General features: G+C 50.4%; 14 protein-coding genes, 1 tRNA gene and 2 riboswitches. Of the genes, 5 read left to right on the top strand and 10 right to left on the bottom strand.

Annotated features, from left to right (window positions below):
• The first annotated feature begins 8 nt into the window (after positions 1–8).
• A complete protein-coding gene (locus NE619_RS08725) occupies positions 9–392 on the top strand; it encodes a hypothetical protein (RefSeq protein WP_256132028.1) in 384 nt (127 codons plus the stop codon).
• Positions 393–434: 42 nt separating this feature from the next.
• On the opposite strand, the gene NE619_RS08730 is transcribed toward NE619_RS08725, so the two are convergent.
• Together NE619_RS08730 and NE619_RS08735 are read right to left on the bottom strand one after the other, a co-directional pair.
• Positions 435–511 (bottom strand) — tRNA-Pro (locus NE619_RS08730).
• Between the two features lie 73 nt (positions 512–584).
• The gene (locus NE619_RS08735) at positions 585–1,556 is read right to left on the bottom strand and encodes a D-alanyl-D-alanine carboxypeptidase family protein (RefSeq protein WP_256132029.1); all 972 of its coding nucleotides are present in this window, start codon (positions 1,554–1,556) and stop codon (positions 585–587) included.
• A gap of 208 nt (positions 1,557–1,764) precedes the next feature.
• On the opposite strand from NE619_RS08735, the gene NE619_RS08740 reads away from it, so the two are divergent.
• Positions 1,765–2,493, top strand: coding sequence for a Rossmann-like domain-containing protein (locus tag NE619_RS08740; RefSeq protein WP_256132030.1), 729 nt, complete (start codon positions 1,765–1,767; stop codon positions 2,491–2,493).
• Here NE619_RS08740 and NE619_RS08745 read toward each other — a convergent pair.
• From NE619_RS08745 to NE619_RS08780, 8 genes are all read right to left on the bottom strand, one after another.
• Positions 2,488–3,681 (bottom strand): histidine phosphatase family protein, encoded by a 1,194-nt coding sequence (locus NE619_RS08745; protein ID WP_256132031.1) that lies wholly within the window; start codon positions 3,679–3,681, stop codon positions 2,488–2,490. The genes NE619_RS08740 and NE619_RS08745 overlap by 6 nt on opposite strands.
• Positions 3,674–4,651, bottom strand: a complete 978-nt coding sequence (locus NE619_RS08750; RefSeq protein WP_256132032.1) for an XdhC family protein — start codon at positions 4,649–4,651, stop codon at positions 3,674–3,676. The genes NE619_RS08745 and NE619_RS08750 overlap by 8 nt, the downstream gene beginning before the upstream one ends.
• Positions 4,652–4,811: 160 nt before the next feature.
• A complete protein-coding gene (locus tag NE619_RS08755) occupies positions 4,812–5,525 on the bottom strand; it encodes a DUF5714 domain-containing protein (protein WP_256132033.1) in 714 nt (237 codons plus the stop codon).
• 36 nt (positions 5,526–5,561) lie between these two features.
• A complete protein-coding gene (locus NE619_RS08760; protein ID WP_256132034.1) occupies positions 5,562–6,176 on the bottom strand; it encodes a DUF6518 family protein in 615 nt (204 codons plus the stop codon).
• Positions 6,173–7,183 (bottom strand): DVU_1553 family AMP-dependent CoA ligase, encoded by a 1,011-nt coding sequence (locus tag NE619_RS08765; RefSeq protein WP_256132035.1) that lies wholly within the window; start codon positions 7,181–7,183, stop codon positions 6,173–6,175. Before NE619_RS08765 ends, NE619_RS08760 begins: the two co-directional genes overlap by 4 nt.
• Positions 7,183–7,554 carry a C-GCAxxG-C-C family protein gene (locus tag NE619_RS08770; RefSeq protein WP_256132036.1) on the bottom strand — a complete coding sequence of 124 codons (372 nt, stop codon included), beginning with the start codon at positions 7,552–7,554 and terminating at the stop codon, positions 7,183–7,185. The genes NE619_RS08765 and NE619_RS08770 overlap by 1 nt, the downstream gene beginning before the upstream one ends.
• A 33-nt stretch (positions 7,555–7,587) precedes the next feature.
• Positions 7,588–8,295, bottom strand: coding sequence for a DVU_1556 family methyltransferase (gene trsM, locus NE619_RS08775; protein WP_256132037.1), 708 nt, complete (start codon positions 8,293–8,295; stop codon positions 7,588–7,590).
• A 38-nt stretch (positions 8,296–8,333) separates the two neighbouring features.
• Positions 8,334–9,827: a radical SAM protein gene (locus tag NE619_RS08780; RefSeq protein WP_256132038.1), complete on the bottom strand. Its 1,494-nt coding sequence runs from the start codon at positions 9,825–9,827 to the stop codon at positions 8,334–8,336.
• Positions 9,828–10,470: 643 nt separating this feature from the next.
• Positions 10,471–10,598, top strand: a riboswitch (molybdenum cofactor riboswitch).
• Positions 10,599–10,751: 153 nt separating this feature from the next.
• Here NE619_RS08780 and NE619_RS08785 point away from each other — a divergent pair.
• The 3 genes from NE619_RS08785 (at position 10,752) to NE619_RS08795 (ending at position 16,231) form a co-directional block, all read left to right on the top strand.
• Entirely contained in the window at positions 10,752–13,667 is a 2,916-nt protein-coding gene (locus tag NE619_RS08785; RefSeq protein ID WP_256132039.1) for a molybdopterin-dependent oxidoreductase, read from the top strand.
• Between the two features lie 97 nt (positions 13,668–13,764).
• Positions 13,765–16,068, top strand: coding sequence for a pyridine nucleotide-disulfide oxidoreductase/dicluster-binding protein (locus tag NE619_RS08790; protein ID WP_256132040.1), 2,304 nt, complete (start codon positions 13,765–13,767; stop codon positions 16,066–16,068).
• Positions 16,037–16,231, top strand: coding sequence for a DVU_1557 family redox protein (locus tag NE619_RS08795; RefSeq protein ID WP_256132041.1), 195 nt, complete (start codon positions 16,037–16,039; stop codon positions 16,229–16,231). Before NE619_RS08790 ends, NE619_RS08795 begins: the two co-directional genes overlap by 32 nt.
• A 58-nt stretch (positions 16,232–16,289) precedes the next feature.
• Positions 16,290–16,398: riboswitch (TPP riboswitch) on the top strand.

Below are 16,398 nucleotides of genomic sequence, written 5' to 3' on the forward strand. Positions count from 1 at the left end.
AGGAAGTTATGAAAAAAATTACTGCGTTAGTCTTATCGTTACTGCTATGCTTTGCTATGGCCGGCTGCGGCGGCTCTGGCTCGGACCAGGCGAAACCAACGATTGAAAAGAGCGTTGATGCATTGGCCGAATACTTAGAGCTTACAGATCCGACAGACTCCTTTTTCGCAATGATCGGGGCTGAGGATGGCAAGAAATATGAGGATGGTAAAATTGAGATTTACAAGTTTGACACCGCCTCAGACGCTTATAAAGACATGGAGAAAAATAAGACGATCATGAATATGCCGGTGGCCGGAATCAAAGACGGCATGGTCCTCTTTATTCAGGATGATTATCCCGGAGATACTGAAGGTTTGACGAAAAAATTTAATGAGGTGGAATTTAAATAAGCCACATAAGAAAGGACCGTTGAATCATTCAACGGTCCAAAGTGGTCGAGGCAGCAGGATTCGAACCTGTGGCCTTTGCGTCCCGAACGCAACGCTCTACCAAGCTGAGCTATGCCTCGCCCTGACTTAATATATTATACACGTTTGAGAAAAAATTGAAAGCCTTTTTTTCAAACATCTTAAACTTTTTTTCTATTTTTGTTCCTTCATCTGTTTTTCGATTTCTTTATATACGGTCCTGGCATCATCCACGTGCGGATTATACCGATCTTCAGTCCTATGGGCGTGGGTAGATATGCAGACATACTCGCACCCCTCAATCTTTGCGATTGATGCCAGGCAAAGCTCCGCCCGGGTGGTATTGCCCAATTTTCCGCCGAACACGCCTGCCCGATCCGCGCCGAAACGCCGAACAGCCGCGTTTCGGATCGTGCGCGTCTCATCGCATTTATTGGTCGGCTCTATCTTATAAGTATAGCTGGCGAATATACTACGAAAATGTTTATTTTTCAGTGCGTATTTCGTCAGCTTCATCCAATCGCTCACCGTCGTAAAGCAGGCCGGGTTGTCCAATCCGATGCAGTTTCCGAAGGTCGTGTCCTCCATGCCCAGTTCTTTCGCCTTTTCATTCATCAGCTTTACAAATTTATCCTCAGAACCGGACACCTTCCGGGCCAGGGTGAGGCAGCATTCCGCCCCGGATTTGTACAACATGCCGTACAGCAAATCTTCCACAGTAAGGCGCTCTCCGTCCTCGAATCCCGCCACTGCGATTCCTGATCCGTGGAGATAAGTGTAAATATCATGGGGGATCTTTATGCGCTCATTAAAATCCTCCGTATTCTCGATAACCACCAGGGCTGTCATCATTTTCGCCAAAGAAGCCGGACGGGTTTTCTCGCCTGCGGCCTTTTTGAACAGCACTTTATCGTGTGTCAGGTCCATGACGATCATATGATCGCTGAAAACCTCCGCATCGATGGATTCCAGAGGTTTCTTTTCCACATTCCGAGAGCTTGCCGCATCCTCAGCGCCGCCGCTGCCTACCAGACTGCGGACGATGAACCAGCCGTTGGCAACCAACACCACAGCCAGCAGACATGCAATGACTGCTAAAAGTTTTTTTCTTCGTGCACGCTTCTTTTCACTTCTGTCCTGCCGCATCCTTCTGCCCTTTCCTATCCGGTTCTTTTTACCTTCCGATATCCCGCCGAGGGGACACACTTTTATTTATCTTACCACGTTCTTCACCCGGCGTCCATATCCGGGCCGCTGCTTTTCTCTCCTCATTTGCCCCGAACCTTCCCTTCCTTCTTTTACTGTGATAAAATACGAATACTTACTTAATGCGGAAAGGAAAGGATTTTTGATAATGTGGCAGTTATATGACCGGCTGATCGAAGCCGTACCGGAAAATATTCACGTAGACCATATTCACGCAGGGCCGACCTGGACCATTGTCCACGCGGGGCCATACTGCGGCTTCGCAGTCACCGTCAATGAACAGGAAGCGGAAATTCCATGTTTTTCCCATCTGATCGGAAAGGATTTGCGGTCAGCTGCGGCCCTTTGCAAGTCCTGGGACTTCCTTGAGGCCAGCGTCGGCACAGCCGCATTGAACGCTTATCACAACAGTCCTGCCGTAGCCCTTTCCGTGCCCGGTATGACCTGTACGAGAAACGCCTTCACCGATTATGCCGCTGCCGTAAAAGACAAAAAAGCAGCTGTTATCGGCCATTTCTTTCATCTTGAAAAGTTTCTCACCGAAGCCGCCTGTGTTTCCGTTTTGGAACGCAGACCCTGGCCGGGCGATTATCCGGACTCTGCCTGTGAATATATCCTGCCCGGGCAGGATTACGTTTTTATTACCGGGTCGGCCTTCATCAATAAGACACTGCCCCGGCTGCTGCAGCTTTGTCAGGACGCCCGTGCGGTCGTTCTGGGGCCCAGCACTCCCATGTCGCCCCTGCTCTTTGACTATGGCGCGGACGAGCTCTCCGGTCTGCTGCCCGACTACCTTCCTTTGGACAAAGTCCCTGGGGTAGGTGCCGGAAACGTCAAAATATCCCAACATGGGCAGCGGGTGCGGCTCTGCCTATAATTCTACAATCTCCATCTCACCGTTGGCGAGCTTTTTCCAGTCTGCGGAAATATCCTTCCCTTTGAGATTATTGCTGATCGCTCTCAGAACACCGCTGTGGGCAACAATGATGATGTCCCGGTTATCATCCGCTTTCAGCAATTTTACCAGTGTCCGGAATACCCGATACTGAAGGTCAAAGAAGTTTTCACTGCCATGGCCCATTTTGTAGGTCATGATGTTTCTGCCCCGTTTCTCATACTCTTCGGGAAATTCTCTTTTTATCTGACTGATAAATTTTCCGTCCCAGGGTCCCAGATTCATTTCCCGCAGACCGGGTTCCAGACACAGGCGCATGAGCCCTGTTTGCTCCTTGACAGTATCCGCGGTCTGGGAGGCTCTCAGCAGATCGCTGGTATAGAGACGGTCCGTTTGAAGCTGATAGTTTGCCAGTTTCCTGCCGGCATCCAGCGCCTGCTTCTGTCCTTCTGCGCTTAAAGGGACATCGGTCTGCCCTAAAAAAATCTTTTCCTGGTGCTGCCTGATCTGCCCATGGCGAATCAGGAAAAAACGTCTGCCGGAAGCCAGTCTTTGCAGGTTTTCGGATTGACAGCCGTTTGCCAGATATTCTTTAATTTCTCCGTATGCCTCCGGCGTGTCCATATCCATGACCACCCCTTCGTAATCCACTTCTATGCGCTTCATCTTCTCCGGGTCCCGATCGGTAATGGCCTTTAATCCGTTTTTTCCATCGTGTTCGATGATTGCTTTTCGGTACAGGGCAGGCACCAGGAGGGGATGCCCTTTTTTTCCGCGATAACAGGGAACCGTAAATTTATCCGCTTCAAACTGCTCCATCAGGCGGGTCAGAACTTCCCCGGTCACCAGCGGGCAGTCTACGGGCATGATGAAAAAACCATCCAAATCCGAAAGCAGCGCAGCCGCTCCTGCCTGAATGGAAGTAAACATACCTTTTTCGAAATCAGGGTTAAAGGTTTCCCTTGCTCCCGCCCTGTCTATAATGGGGGCAAGGGCCTGCCTGTTATACCCGGTCACCACCCGAATCTCCTCAATTCCGACAGCCTTTGACACCTCCAAAACCCTTTCAATTACTGATTTATCGCCTAATGGCAATAAAGGTTTGAAATTGCCCATTCTTGACGAAAATCCTGCGGCCAGAATAATAGTTCCAAACTTTTTATCAGTCATGATTCGCCCTTACCTGAATCATTTCCGCAGTAATGCTGATGGCGATTTCTTCCGGAGTCTCCGCCTGAATCGAAAGGCCGATCGGCGCATGGACTCTGGCAATGTCTTCCTCCGCATAGCCTTCTTCCCGCAGCATGTCAAACAGCATCTTGTTTTTCTTCCGGCTGCCGATCATGCCCACATAAGCGCTCTTTTGCTTTAGCGCATCCCTGAGCACATCGTAATCTCCCATGTGACCCCGGGTAACGATAACGATATAGCTGTCCTCATCCGTCTTGATATCTTCGAAGGAATGTTTAAAATCTTTTATCACTTTCACTTCCGCGGCTTCCGGGAACCGCTCTCTGTTGGCGTATTCTTCCCGATCGTCGATGGCCACCGTCCTGAAATTGACATAACGCAGTACCGGCTCCAGAGCCAGACCCACATGACCGGCGCCGAAGATATAAGCGGTAGTCTGCAAATTAAACTCTTCCACAAAATCCTCCGGATGCGCGGCATCAATGTACTCGATCAGCACATCGGCATTGCCGCCGCAGCCCATATCCAGCGCATCCTGCTCTTCCGTGTTCAGCTTGAAATGATGCAGCTTGCTCTTTTCCTTTGTCTTAAAGGTCTCTCTGCAAAGCTTCTCCGTCTCTGCTTCCAGCCTGCCTCCGCCCACTGTGCCGGAGGTTGTCCCATCCTGCTGCATCAGCAGCCAGGCTCCCTTTTTCCTCGGCGTTGAGCCTGTCGTATCCACAACTTTCGCGATGACGAAATCTTCGCCTTTTTCCAGCAAATCTCTTGCAAAATATATGATTTTATCTGACATAATGCCCTCCTTGTCCGTTCCTGCAAATTCTGCCACCAGTTTACCATAGGGATTTTCTTTTTTCAACGCTCCGCTTCCCGCCCTCTGAATATGGGGACGCCGCTCCGGGCGTCTGCATCCCAGAGCGGCGGCTCCGCTTTTTTCTCTATAGGTCAATGAAAGAAATCATAATTTGAACGTTTTCCTTTATATTATAACCGATTTTCTCGAATTAGTATGTTGTCACAGCAACGTTATATATATATTCTCTAAAAATAAATTTATGTGCTTTTTTAAAAATCTTTTTTGGAAGTTCGGTCCGCAGCCGGCAGCCGCTTTACACCTCACGCTCTCTGTCCTTATGGAATGGACATTTTTTACCAAGGCACTCCGCATTATACGCTGAAAATTCGCAGTGAATCGGGCGGCTCCCGCCTTCCATCTCCACGCCCAGATGTTCGCGGACAAATTTAACCGCAGAAAGGATGCTGGTAAAGGAATCCCGTTTGCAGCATCTCGGGCCTCCGTAAGAAGCGATTTCTCCCAGCGCCGCAGCGGTGCCTTGCTGAGCCAGACCCCATTCTCTCCCGCTCAGCGGCGTAGCCTCTATGGCTATGCTCAAAAAAATTCCGGTACTGACCGCAGCTCCGCAGCAGCCCCAAAGGCCGCAGAATCCGCCCGGTATCTGCCCGCCTCTCTTTATCATCTCGTCCAGGCATTTTTCCAATTGGATGTTTCCTCCGGCATTCCGGTAGGCGGTCAAAAGCGAGGCTCCGACCATGATATGATGTTCCGGCCCATGCATGTATATGTAGGGATCCCGCATAATCTCCCGTATGATGGCAATGGGATTTTTCGATTTTGTTTCCAGGCACGTTCTGCGGATCGCATCTATGCCCTTTTGTCCGTGACAGCTGTCACAGATAAAATGTCCGTCTTCACACTGAGCATTGCTGAAAAACCTGTTGCCGCAGATGCTGCACGTCATTTCTTTCTGCTCTTTAAAATAGCGAATTGGTTTTCCGCATATCAGACAATTTTCTTTACTCATATTCTTCTCCCTGTTTTTTCCCGCCTGTCGCAGCGCTTAAAGTCCTCCAAACAGCCATGCCACCAGATCGAACCTAAGGATTATGAAAACCACCAGCGCGGTCAGCGGCAGAACCCGCAGCTTTTGCGCCTTCGATCTCGGCATCATCACATACAGTCCGACGGCCATAACCAGCGCCGCCATATTTGTTATTTCATGTGTATAGAAAACCGGGTAGCCCTCCGTAATCAGATAGCCGATGGGCACCGCCGCACAGAGGGCCGGAGACCAGCCTTTTTTTCCCGCATACCAGACTGCGTACCCGGCCAGAGCCGAGCAGCACCCAAAGACGGCCCAGCGCAAAACCTGCTCCACCGGAAGGAACCCAAAAAGAAATCCTGTATAAATATAGTAGCTGAGAAGCAGTCCGGCGAAGAACAACAGCACATGCAGCGCAGCGGCTTTTGAGGTGCGGCTGTAGTAAGCGATCACACATCCGGCAAAGACCCAGAAGGGCAACTGCGATAAAAGCTGTCCGATAATCTGCATCAGATCATGAACAGGAGTCCCATCAGCAGCAACCGTATCCAGGTATTTGGAAAGCACTCCCGCTCCGCAGCCTGCCGCAAAGACAAAGATGCAAAACAGAGTTCGTTTCATCTTAGTGCTCATTCTACTTCCCGGCCTCCTTTCTTCATGCCCCGGTCTCCCACACGGCTGATTCTCTTTAAGATGCTGCCGCACTTACAGGGCTCTGTAAGGAAGCTGCTCCAGTCGCCGGTACGGTAGCGGATAAACGGCATTCCCTTTCTGGTCAGGGTCGTAAAAACGATCTCGCCTTCCTCTCCGTCCGGCAGGACTTGTCCCGTTACCGGGTCAATGATCTCCAGATACAGATCCAGTTCCCTGATGTGGTATCCGCAAAGCTGCGGACAGCTGACCGCACAGCCCAGTCCCATTTCCGTCATACCGTAATGCTCAAAGATCCGGCAGCCCCATGCCTCCTCAATAACCTTCTTGTTTTCCTCCGATACGTATTCCGCGGAAAGCAGCACGGTGCGCATGGGAATTCTGCGGGTGTCGGCCTTTTTGGCCAGCGCCGCCAATTGGGTCGCCAGGGCAACGGTGCAGGTTACCCGTTCCTTCTCCATAATCTCCAGAATTTTTTCATCGTCCGTTCCATCGGGAAGCCCGTAAGCAATTGTCCTGACGTTAAAACGTTCCAGCCCTTTTCGCAGCAGATCTCCGATGGATCCGGGACGGCGGCACGGCATCAGGATCATAACCGTATCGGAAGCGTCCGTCAGCAGCTGCATTCCGTTATGAAAAAAATCAATCGTCAGTTCCTGGTCTTCTTCTGTAAAAAAGATTCGTTTCGGCAGACCCGTGGTTCCGCTGGTCTCCATGGTGACGATGCGGCTGATCTGGCTCTGGCCTACGCATACCATATCCATACCGCGTTCGCACACGTCCGCGGGCGAAGTAAAGGCAAGCCTGCGAAAATCCTCCCAGCTCCTTACATCAGCATCCTGATACAGTTCCTTATAAAAAGGGCTGTGATTTACAGCCCAATTCACTGTTTCTTTTATTTTTTCCAGCTGATAGTTCTCTATTGTTTCCCGGCTCAGGGCTTCCACTCCCAGTTTGCTGGCAGTCCAGATATCCAGATATTTTTCCACTAGTCCCACTCCAGCAATTCTTCTACCTTTTGGAAGGTCGCTTCCAGCATCATCGGGCATTTTTCCACTTTATTCAGCGGGTTTCCTTCCATTAGATCCTGGCAGTCTGTATATTGGAAAGCGTCTTCAAACCACTCCGTCAGCTCGTCTACAAGGCCCTGGCTTGCCTCTTTGGGATCTGCCAGGTACAGCAGGCAGATGGCCGCCGACAAAATACCGCAGACCCTGCCGGACCACATTCCATCGCACAGGCCCGCCATGGCCGCGACCAGATCCTCATTTCCCTTATCCAGTCTGCGAAGCCCCATCTCCATAATCATCTGGCTGCAGCAATAGCCCTTCAACTTCAGATCTAAAATCTCCTGGTTCATAATCATTTCTCCTTCTTCCCCAATTTGTTTTTCTTATTTCGCCGGTTTTTCCGCCACCAGCATAAAGTATCCCACGCCTTTCTTCCCTTTTGCGCAGGTAATGCAATTGTCCAAAGAACCCTCCTGCAGGATTGTCTCCGCTACATAAGTATCCAGATCAGCGGAACGGTCTTCAAAAGCCTTCACTTCATAGCCCACTTCCTCCAGATAGCGGATCATCGGGTCCTTGATGAAAGCGCCTTCAAAGCGGAAGTCAACAAAACGCATCTGCCCTTCGCCGCAGTTTTCTTCTTTGTGCGGGATCTTGGCCTGGCGTTCAGCCTCGATTTTGATGGCCTGAACCTGCCTGGGGTCCGGATTCTTCATGTAGAGGTCGCTGATAAACAGCTTGCCGCCTTTTTTCAGAACGCAGTACGCTTCGTGAAGCGCTTCGTCCGGCAGGTTGATCAGAGAAAGGGTGCATTCCATCATCACACAGTCAAAGGAAAAGGACGGAAAATCATCGAGAAACTCCCCATCGCCCATGCGCAGATCCAACTTGCCGTTTCGCTCTTTTCCTTCATTGATTTTCGCCAGATTCATGTCGATGCCTGTTACTTCATACCCATATTTGTCCTGCAGGTATTCGGCAGCTGTACCATCCCCGCAGCCCACATCCAGAACCTTCGCGCCCTCTTTCAGTCCGCATAATTCCATCGCTTTGTCCGTAATCTCAAATTTCCCCGGTCTTATTAAACTCATTTTCTTCTCCTTAAAACGTTTTTCTTTATCAATGGTACCTATTCTTTTCGGTAAATGCTGTTGTATCCGCAAAACGGAATTAATCGATTATCCTCCGAAAGCACCTGCACCCGACAGCGTTTCAGGCGTTCCGCGTCCAGATTGCTGCTGTCCTGGAAAGCCATGCCTGTCACAGTAAAGGTATTTTGTTTATAATAAGTAAGGAACTGATCCAGGTCCATGATCTCCTCGCTGTCCTGCCCGCAGCAGCATGAGTCCTCTGCAGTCTCACAACAGCAGGTTTCTGTTTGCGGCTGCCCGCAGCAATTGCCTTCCTGCTCCGTCTCCGATGCTCCGCATGAACAGCAGCTTTCAGCTTCGTGCTCCGGTTCCGATTCCTCCGGCAGGTCCCACTTATTGAGGACAAAGTCCCGGTCCTTTTTGATGATCTCAAGGGGGTCGGTTTCCCCGCAGCAGCAGGACGCCTGCTGTGTATCACAGCAGCTGATGCCCGCTTCCCGTTCCGCTTTGCTGACCATGCACTTGATTCCGTCTTTTTCTTTCAGATAAGTGCTGTAAAAGCAGCACAGCGTATGCCCCGTGGCGATGGGGGAGAAGTCTTCATATTTAAAGCCCTGACACTGGTTTTCGATCTCATGGAGCACATCGAACATGGTCACCCGGTTTTCATGCTCCGGGTCCGGATGTCTGCCAAAAAAACTCACCGGCTGGAAATGTATCCCTTTTACTACGGCTATGTTTTCCAAAAGGAATTCCATCATGGAGCCGATGTTGTCCAGGTTTACGTTCCTTGCTACCGTGGGCACCAAAGTCACCGGCAGCCCTGCTTTTCGGCAGTTATCAATGGCCTTTTTCTTTTCCGCAAACAGCGGCTCTCCCCGCATCTGCATGTAAATTTCATCTGTGGTTCCGTCAAACTGCATGAAGATGACCGATGCTCCCGCGTCCTTCAAAGCTTTGGCATACCCATGCTCCTGTGCGATTCGCCTGCCGTTGCTGTTGATCTGAATATACGTAAAGCCTTTATCCTTTGCCAGCCGTATGATCTGCGGCAGGTCATCTCGGACTGTAGGTTCTCCTCCCGACAGTTGAATATTAAAGGGCCTCTCTTCCCCCAATTCCGTCAAAAGATCGAATTTCGCTTCCATGTCTTTCAGTGTCGGCTCACCGGAATCAGCTGCGTCCATCTCCGCTCTGGCAAAGCAGAACGGGCAGTGCTGGTTACACCGCTTTGTAATGTCGATCAGTACGCAGCAGGCTGTCTGCAGGTGATTTTCGCATGTTCCGCAGTGGAGCGGACATTCGTCCTGTCCGCTTCCTTTTGTTATTGCTTTTTTAGGCGGAATGTTGATGACCGGGTTTTTCACCCATGTCAGATAATCCTCCGCGCTGGCGGAAATCAACGCACGGAATTCCCCATGCTCTTCGCATTTTTTTTCAAAGAACACCTTGCCGTCCCGCTCTGTGTAATAAGCCTTGATTGGCTTTTCACATTCAGGGCATATGCTCTGAACTTCCGATAGTCGTTTCATTATATCGTCGCCTCTTTTTCTTTTATTTTCAGATCTGTCTCTTTCCCCGCAATCCTTTTTTCACAAGATGCTTATTTGTCATTCTATTATAATTTTGAAAAATGGGCAAGGGGGGCTTAAAAGGTTTTGCTCCGGAAAGGTTTTCGGCTGCGCCTGCGGGAGCATTCCGGTAACTTTTCTTGTTTTTTTCGAAAAGTTACCGCAGTTCGCAGGGCTGCCGGGTCCGGCGTTGCCGTAAGGTTCAGAATCGTACAACTTGGAAAATCAAGGCTTTTTTAAGCAATGTACATATTTGTTCAACAACGGATTCATTTCGGCTTTGTTGTTGATGTGTTTCCAACGTTTGCGGGCTATACTCCTGTTCAAAACTGCATATTGCTCGGAATTTTCTACTGGCACGCTCCATCGTCCTTGAAAAAAGTTCAACAACCACCCAATTTCCCGCCGCATGTTGATAAAAATAGCAATCACAGTCACCCCCGACCAACCCGCTTACAAAATTGTAGCAAATTTTATACAAATTTAAGATAATTCAAATAACAGCCACTTAATACCAGCAAAGACCGCAAAATTGTACCAAAACAAAACTTTCCGCAGTTGACAGGCCCCGGGGCAAGCTGTTAGAATGGGAACCGTAGTAACAATTCAATACACAATCCGATTTCCGATCTCCTACGGCCGCCGAAGAAAGGCTATGGAGCCGGAAACGTTGGGTTTATGTGGAAACATGTGAGCCTCCCGCGTTTGGAAAGGTTAGTGTACATATTGATTGAGAGCTGAGGCACCGGAGGAGACCCCTTCGCAGTCTATTTTCTCAGCATATCGTAGATTCAGGCCTTTTCGACACGCGCGAAAAGGCCTTTGTTATTGGATGTGAAACGTTAAAGTAAGTTCAATTGAAAAATTAATTGGAGGCAAATTATTATGAAATTGAGAAAAATGACGTTAAACATCAATGGTGCCGATCGAATGTTCATCTGTGACCCTGAAAAGGACACTTTGGCTGATGTTGTCAGACGTTTGGGTCTTACAGGTACAAAAGTTGGCTGTGGATCCGGCGTATGCGGTTCCTGTACCGTAATGCTGGACGGCAAACTAGTTCGTTCCTGTACCAAGAAGATCGCTAAGATCGACGAATACAGTGAAGTAGTAACCATCGAAGGAATCGGAGCTCCCAGATATCTCCATCCAATCCAGGTAGCGTTCATGCATGCCGGAGCCGTACAGTGCGGTTTCTGCACACCGGGATTCATCGTATCGACTTACGCGCTGCTTCAGGAAAATCCTGATCCAACAAGAGAAGAAGTCAGAGACTGGTTCCAGAAAAACAGAAACATCTGCCGCTGCACAGGCTATAAGCAGATCGTGGACGCTGTAATGAACGCGGCAAAGGTTATGAGAGGCGAATGCGCTCTGGAAGATATTATGGTAAAACTTCCGGAAAACAAGGAATACTATGGTCAGCCGCTGGTTCGTCCCGCTGCCCTGGCAAAGGTCTGCGGACTTGCTGACTACGGCGATGACATTGAACTGAAGATGCCGGAAAACACCCTGCACGCAGTACTGGTACAGCCGAAAGTCGCTTTCCACGCAAAACTCAAATCCATCAATAAAGAAGAAGCAGAAAAGATGCCCGGCGTTTACAAGGTTGTTACGGCCGCCGATATTAAGGGACCAAACAGACTTGGATTCATGCCGTTTACACCGAGAACTCTGGCAACCGGCCAGTCCCATCCGATCTTAGTTGAAGACAAAATCTTTAACTACGGAGACGTTGTCGCTCTGGTTGTAGCCGACACAAAGGCTCACGCACAGGAAGCGGCAAAGAAAGTCACCATCGACTGGGAACAGCTGCCTGAATACAAGACTTATCTGGAAGCAGCTATGCCTGACGCCATGAGAATACACGACGATCATCCCAACGTATGGTCCGAACAGCCCAACGTTAAGGGCGCAGGACACGATACTCCGGAATTGATCGATGAAGCTCCTTATGTAGTAGAAGGTTCCTTCTATTCATCCAGAGAGCCGCACATGCCGATCGAAGGCGACACGGTTCAGGCTTACTGGGGCGATGACGGCCTGCTAACCGTTCATTGCAAAGCAATGCAGATTTACGCCAACATCGGCGATATCGCAGAAGCAACCGGACTTCCTGCTGAAAAGATCAGAGTCGTTGAAAACCCGACAGGCGCAACCTTTGGCTGGGGTATCGCAGCTGCGACTTACGCAATGGCAGCGATCGCCTGCATGGCATGCGACGATATGCCGGTAGCTCTTTCCATCACCTATCCGCAGTTCATGGCTCTGTCCGGAAAGCGTGCGCCAGCGTACACCAACGGCAGACTGGCCTGTGACAAGGACGGAAAGATCATCGGAGCGGAATGGGATTGCGGTATGGACCACGGTTCTTACAACGAACTGGGCGACGACCTGATTACAAGACCTGCCAAGTTCATGTTCTTCCCGTACAACGTTTCCAACTGTCTGGGACTGACCAGAGTTGCCTGCACCAACCACAACTACGGTACAGCATACAGAGGCTACGGATCCCCGCAGGCCTACACTGCGTCCGAAGCGCTCATGGATATGATGGCCAAAAAGATCGGTATGGACCCATTCGAACTGAGATACAAGAATATCGCAAGACCTGGCGATACCAACATCAACCAGTATCCTTTCCGCGAATATCCGATGGAAAAGATGATGGACATTTTAAGACCGATTTACGAAGAAGTAAAGGAACGAGTTGCCAAAGAGTCTACTCCTGAAAAGAAGAGAGGCGTAGGTATCGCCTGGGGCGGATACAACGTAACAGAAGGTATCTTCGACCAGTGTACCGTTGCTCTGGAACTTCTTCCAAACGGCAAATTCGCCAAATACGATACTTGGCAGGATCAGGGACAGGGCGGCGATGTCGGCGCGCTGGTTACTACGCTGGAAGCTCTCAAGCCTCTGGGTGTAACTCCTGACGATATCGTGCTGATTCAGAACGACTCCAAGTTCTGTCCTGACTCCGGCGCTACCGCATCTTCAAGACAGCACTACATGAACAGCAAGGCAGTCGTTATGGCAGCTGAAGAGCTGATGAACGCCATGAGAAAGCCGGATGGCACTTACAGAACTTATGACGAAATGGTTGCGGAAGGAATTCCGACCAAATACGAAACCCAGTACCAGAATCCGGAAGATATGACGCTGAAATATCTGGATCCCAACACTGGCGTAGGCAACCCGACTCCTGCCTTTACCTATGCTCTGTCCATGGCGGAAGTGGAAGTTGACACTAAGACCGGCAAAGCGACTTGCCTCGGTTTCTGGTCAGTTGACGATGTAGGCGTGATTGGAAACATCGCAGCTGTTGACGGTCAGGCATATGGCGGATTATCCCATTCCATCGGCTTCGCGCTGACGGAAAACTACGAGGATGTCAAGAAGCACAGCAATATCGCTGGCGCAGGTATCCCGACCATTAAGGATATTCCTGACAACTTCAACCTGATCCACCACTGCACGCCGAGAAACACCAACCCGTTTGGTTCCTCTGGCGCGTCCGAAGCATTCCAGTCCGGCGGACATATGGCTGTTATCAACGCCATCGAGAATGCCTGCGGCGTAAGAGTTTACGAAATCCCGGCTTATCCGGAAAAGATCAAAGAAGGTCTTGAGAAGCTGGAACGGGGAGAAGAAATTCTGCCGCCTAAGAAGTACTTCCTGGGTTCGGATTTCTACGAAGAGATGGAATACATCAAGAACAATCCGATGGTTGACCTGTTCGAAGACATGTTCCCAGAGGATAAGAAGGAAACTTACGAATCCATCACCAACATTCCGGACTAAACACTTTGTGTGGAATTGTGTGTGGTAATAGTATAATACGATTGTATCGGCTTAAGGGTCACCTTAAGCCGATACTTGTATGGAGAGATGATTGCTTATGAAAAGATATCTGAAAAGCTTTGACAGCTGTATGGAAAAGGAAATCCCCTATTGCGTGGGCGACTGTCCTTTTAACATGGAGATTCTGAATTTTATAGAAAAGGCTCGCAGGGGCGCTTTCAAAGCAGCCTTCAAGGTTTACCGCAATGCGGTCGGTTTTCCCCGCATCGCCAATTTCCTCTGCGACGGCCCCTGTAAAAGGGCCTGCCCGCGCAGGGAATCCGGCGGTGCGATCGAGATGCCGCTGCTGGAAAAGGCTGCCGTGGAATTTGCAACAGATACTTCGGCTACCGACTATAACATCCCCCTGAAAAAAGAGCGGATCGCCATTATCGGGGCCGGTCTCTCAGGCATGGCTGCTCTTTTGAGGCTTTCTACGAAAAAATACACCATCGAAGTCTTTGAAAAAAGCGACCGCATCGGCGGTCACCTCTACGATACGATGGATCCTGAGATCTTTATGAAGGATTTCGAGGAACAATTGGCCCATCAGGAATATGAGATACATTTTAATAGGGAAATCTGTGAGCTTTCCGATCTGAAAGACGGAAACTTCGATGCGGTCTTTATTGCCACCGGAAAGGACGGCCCGGACTTTGGGCTGCTGTCGGCCCAAGGCCCTACCGGCGACCGCTTTTGCATGGAACAGGAGGGCACCGGCTATTTTGCCGGCGGCGAACTGATCGGCGATTCTCCCCTCTATGCCCTGGCCGGTGGACTGGCGGTGGGTACGGTCATTGACAATTATTTGAAGACCCGCAGTCTATATTATCCCAGAGAGTCCAGAAGAACACGCATGTGCCAGGGACTGGTCAAAATTGATGAGGCCGCGGCAGCAGTCGTTCCTTCCGGCAAAGGTTATACGAAGGAAGAAGCTATGGCCGAGGCCGCCCGCTGCGTGGAATGTCAGTGCCGGGCCTGCAAGGACCACTGCGATCTATTGGCGTTTTCCAGCAAGGGACCGATCCGGGTCAAGGACGAGATCATCGCCACCACGCTGGAAGGAAAAAGCGAACTGAAAGCCACTCCCGCCAAACGCCTTATGTCCATGTGCAATCAATGCGGCATCTGCAAAGAGGTCTGCCCCGAGGAGATCGACCTGGACGGTTTATTTCTGGCCGGCAGGCAGAAGATGCACAATCAGGGTAAGATGCCCTGGCCGTATCACGATTTTTGGCTGCGGGACATGGCCCAGGCCAACAGCCATGAGGCCAGTTTGATCCGCGCTCCCAAAGGCATGAATACCTGCGGCTACGCCCTCTTTCCCGGCTGCCAGCTGGGAGCATCGGAACCAGAGCTGATCGTAAAGATCTACGACTCTCTGCTCAACCAGCACCCGGATACGGCTATGTTTCTCCGCTGCTGCGGAGTCCCTGAGCTTTGGGCCGGCGACAAGGCCAAGTTCGATATGGGCCTGGAAGAGATTCGCGAAAATTGGCGTCAGCTGGGTGAGCCGACTATGATCATGGGCTGCATGACTTGCATGAAGCATTTTAAGGAATACCTGCCGGAAATACCGGTCATTTCCCTCTTTGAAATTTTACAGGAATGGGAAATCAGCGGCGGCTGCTGCGAAGAAACCTACTGTGTATTCGATCCATGCTCCGCCCGCGGCGAAGAAGATGCCCGTCAGGCTGTGCGAAATCTGGCTGAGGATATCGGCGTGACGCTGGAGCCTTTGCCGGATAACAACGAGTATTATACCTGCTGCGGCTACGGCGGTCACGGTGCTATTGCCAACCCGGAATACGCAGACTTTGTTGCAAAAAAGCGCATTGCGGAAAGTGAAACGCCCTATATCACATACTGCATCAACTGCCGCGACATTTTCCTCAAGCAGGGCAAGAAGGCACACCATATCCTGGAGCTGCTCTTTGGCGAAGGAGAGGGCCAGCAGCACCTGCCGACGGTGACGGAGCGCCAGGAAAACAGGCGGGTGCTCAAGCAGACGCTTTTGGAATTTTTCTGGGAGGAAGAGATGGAGATCAAACGAAAGGAATATCCCATCACAGTGGAAATGTCCGATGAGGTGAAGGCAAAGCTGGATAAGGAACGCATCCTGGAAGAGCAGATCCTCCATACGGTGGATTTCTGCCAGCGCCACGGACGGACGATCCTCAACGAAGAAACAGGCACTCTGTCCGGTTACTGCGTTATCGGCTATATGACCTACTGGGCGGAATACAAGGTACTGGATGAAGCGGCCGGCAGATTCGAGCTGGTCAACGTTTACGCGCACAGAACAAAGATAGAATTGGAGGCGGTCTGGAATGGCATCAAACAAGACATTGATCTGCAGTAAATGCAAATGCGGCCTGGCGGAAATCGACACCCAGTTCACCTATCTGGATAAGAAGTTCCGCCACAAGGTGCTGCGCTGCCCCCAGTGCGGCCAGGTTTTCATTCCCGAGGAGCTGGCAAAGGGCAAAATGGCCCAGCTGGAAAAGGCGTTGGAGGAAAAGTAAAAGGAACAGATTGGACAAATCGTTTGACACGGCCCGTCCATCTGTAATATAATCAAGACAAATATTTCAGGGGAGCTTGTTTAGCAGGCTGAGAGGAAGTAATCGAACTTCGACCCTTCAAACCTGATGTGGGTAATGCCAACGTAGGAAGAAGCAAGATTATGTTT

The sequence above is a fragment of the Anaerovorax odorimutans genome, from assembly GCF_024459955.1.
Classification (GTDB): Bacteria; Bacillota; Clostridia; order Peptostreptococcales; family Anaerovoracaceae; genus Hominibacterium; species Hominibacterium odorimutans_A.

Excerpts from the sequence above, each read along its gene's own strand:
- NE619_RS08725 (WP_256132028.1), top strand. The coding sequence starts at position 9 with ATGAAAAAAATTACTGCGTTAGTCTTATCGTTACTGCTATGCTTTGCT.
- NE619_RS08735 (WP_256132029.1), bottom strand. The coding sequence starts at position 1,556 with ATGCGGCAGGACAGAAGTGAAAAGAAGCGTGCACGAAGAAAAAAACTT.
- NE619_RS08740 (WP_256132030.1), top strand. The coding sequence starts at position 1,765 with ATGTGGCAGTTATATGACCGGCTGATCGAAGCCGTACCGGAAAATATT.
- NE619_RS08745 (WP_256132031.1), bottom strand. The coding sequence starts at position 3,681 with ATGACTGATAAAAAGTTTGGAACTATTATTCTGGCCGCAGGATTTTCG.
- NE619_RS08755 (WP_256132033.1), bottom strand. The coding sequence starts at position 5,525 with ATGAGTAAAGAAAATTGTCTGATATGCGGAAAACCAATTCGCTATTTT.
- NE619_RS08760 (WP_256132034.1), bottom strand. The coding sequence starts at position 6,176 with ATGAGCACTAAGATGAAACGAACTCTGTTTTGCATCTTTGTCTTTGCG.
- NE619_RS08770 (WP_256132036.1), bottom strand. The coding sequence starts at position 7,554 with ATGAACCAGGAGATTTTAGATCTGAAGTTGAAGGGCTATTGCTGCAGC.
- trsM (WP_256132037.1), bottom strand. The coding sequence starts at position 8,295 with ATGAGTTTAATAAGACCGGGGAAATTTGAGATTACGGACAAAGCGATG.
- NE619_RS08780 (WP_256132038.1), bottom strand. The coding sequence starts at position 9,827 with ATGAAACGACTATCGGAAGTTCAGAGCATATGCCCTGAATGTGAAAAG.
- NE619_RS08785 (WP_256132039.1), top strand. The coding sequence starts at position 10,752 with ATGAAATTGAGAAAAATGACGTTAAACATCAATGGTGCCGATCGAATG.
- NE619_RS08790 (WP_256132040.1), top strand. The coding sequence starts at position 13,765 with ATGAAAAGATATCTGAAAAGCTTTGACAGCTGTATGGAAAAGGAAATC.
- NE619_RS08795 (WP_256132041.1), top strand. The coding sequence starts at position 16,037 with ATGGCATCAAACAAGACATTGATCTGCAGTAAATGCAAATGCGGCCTG.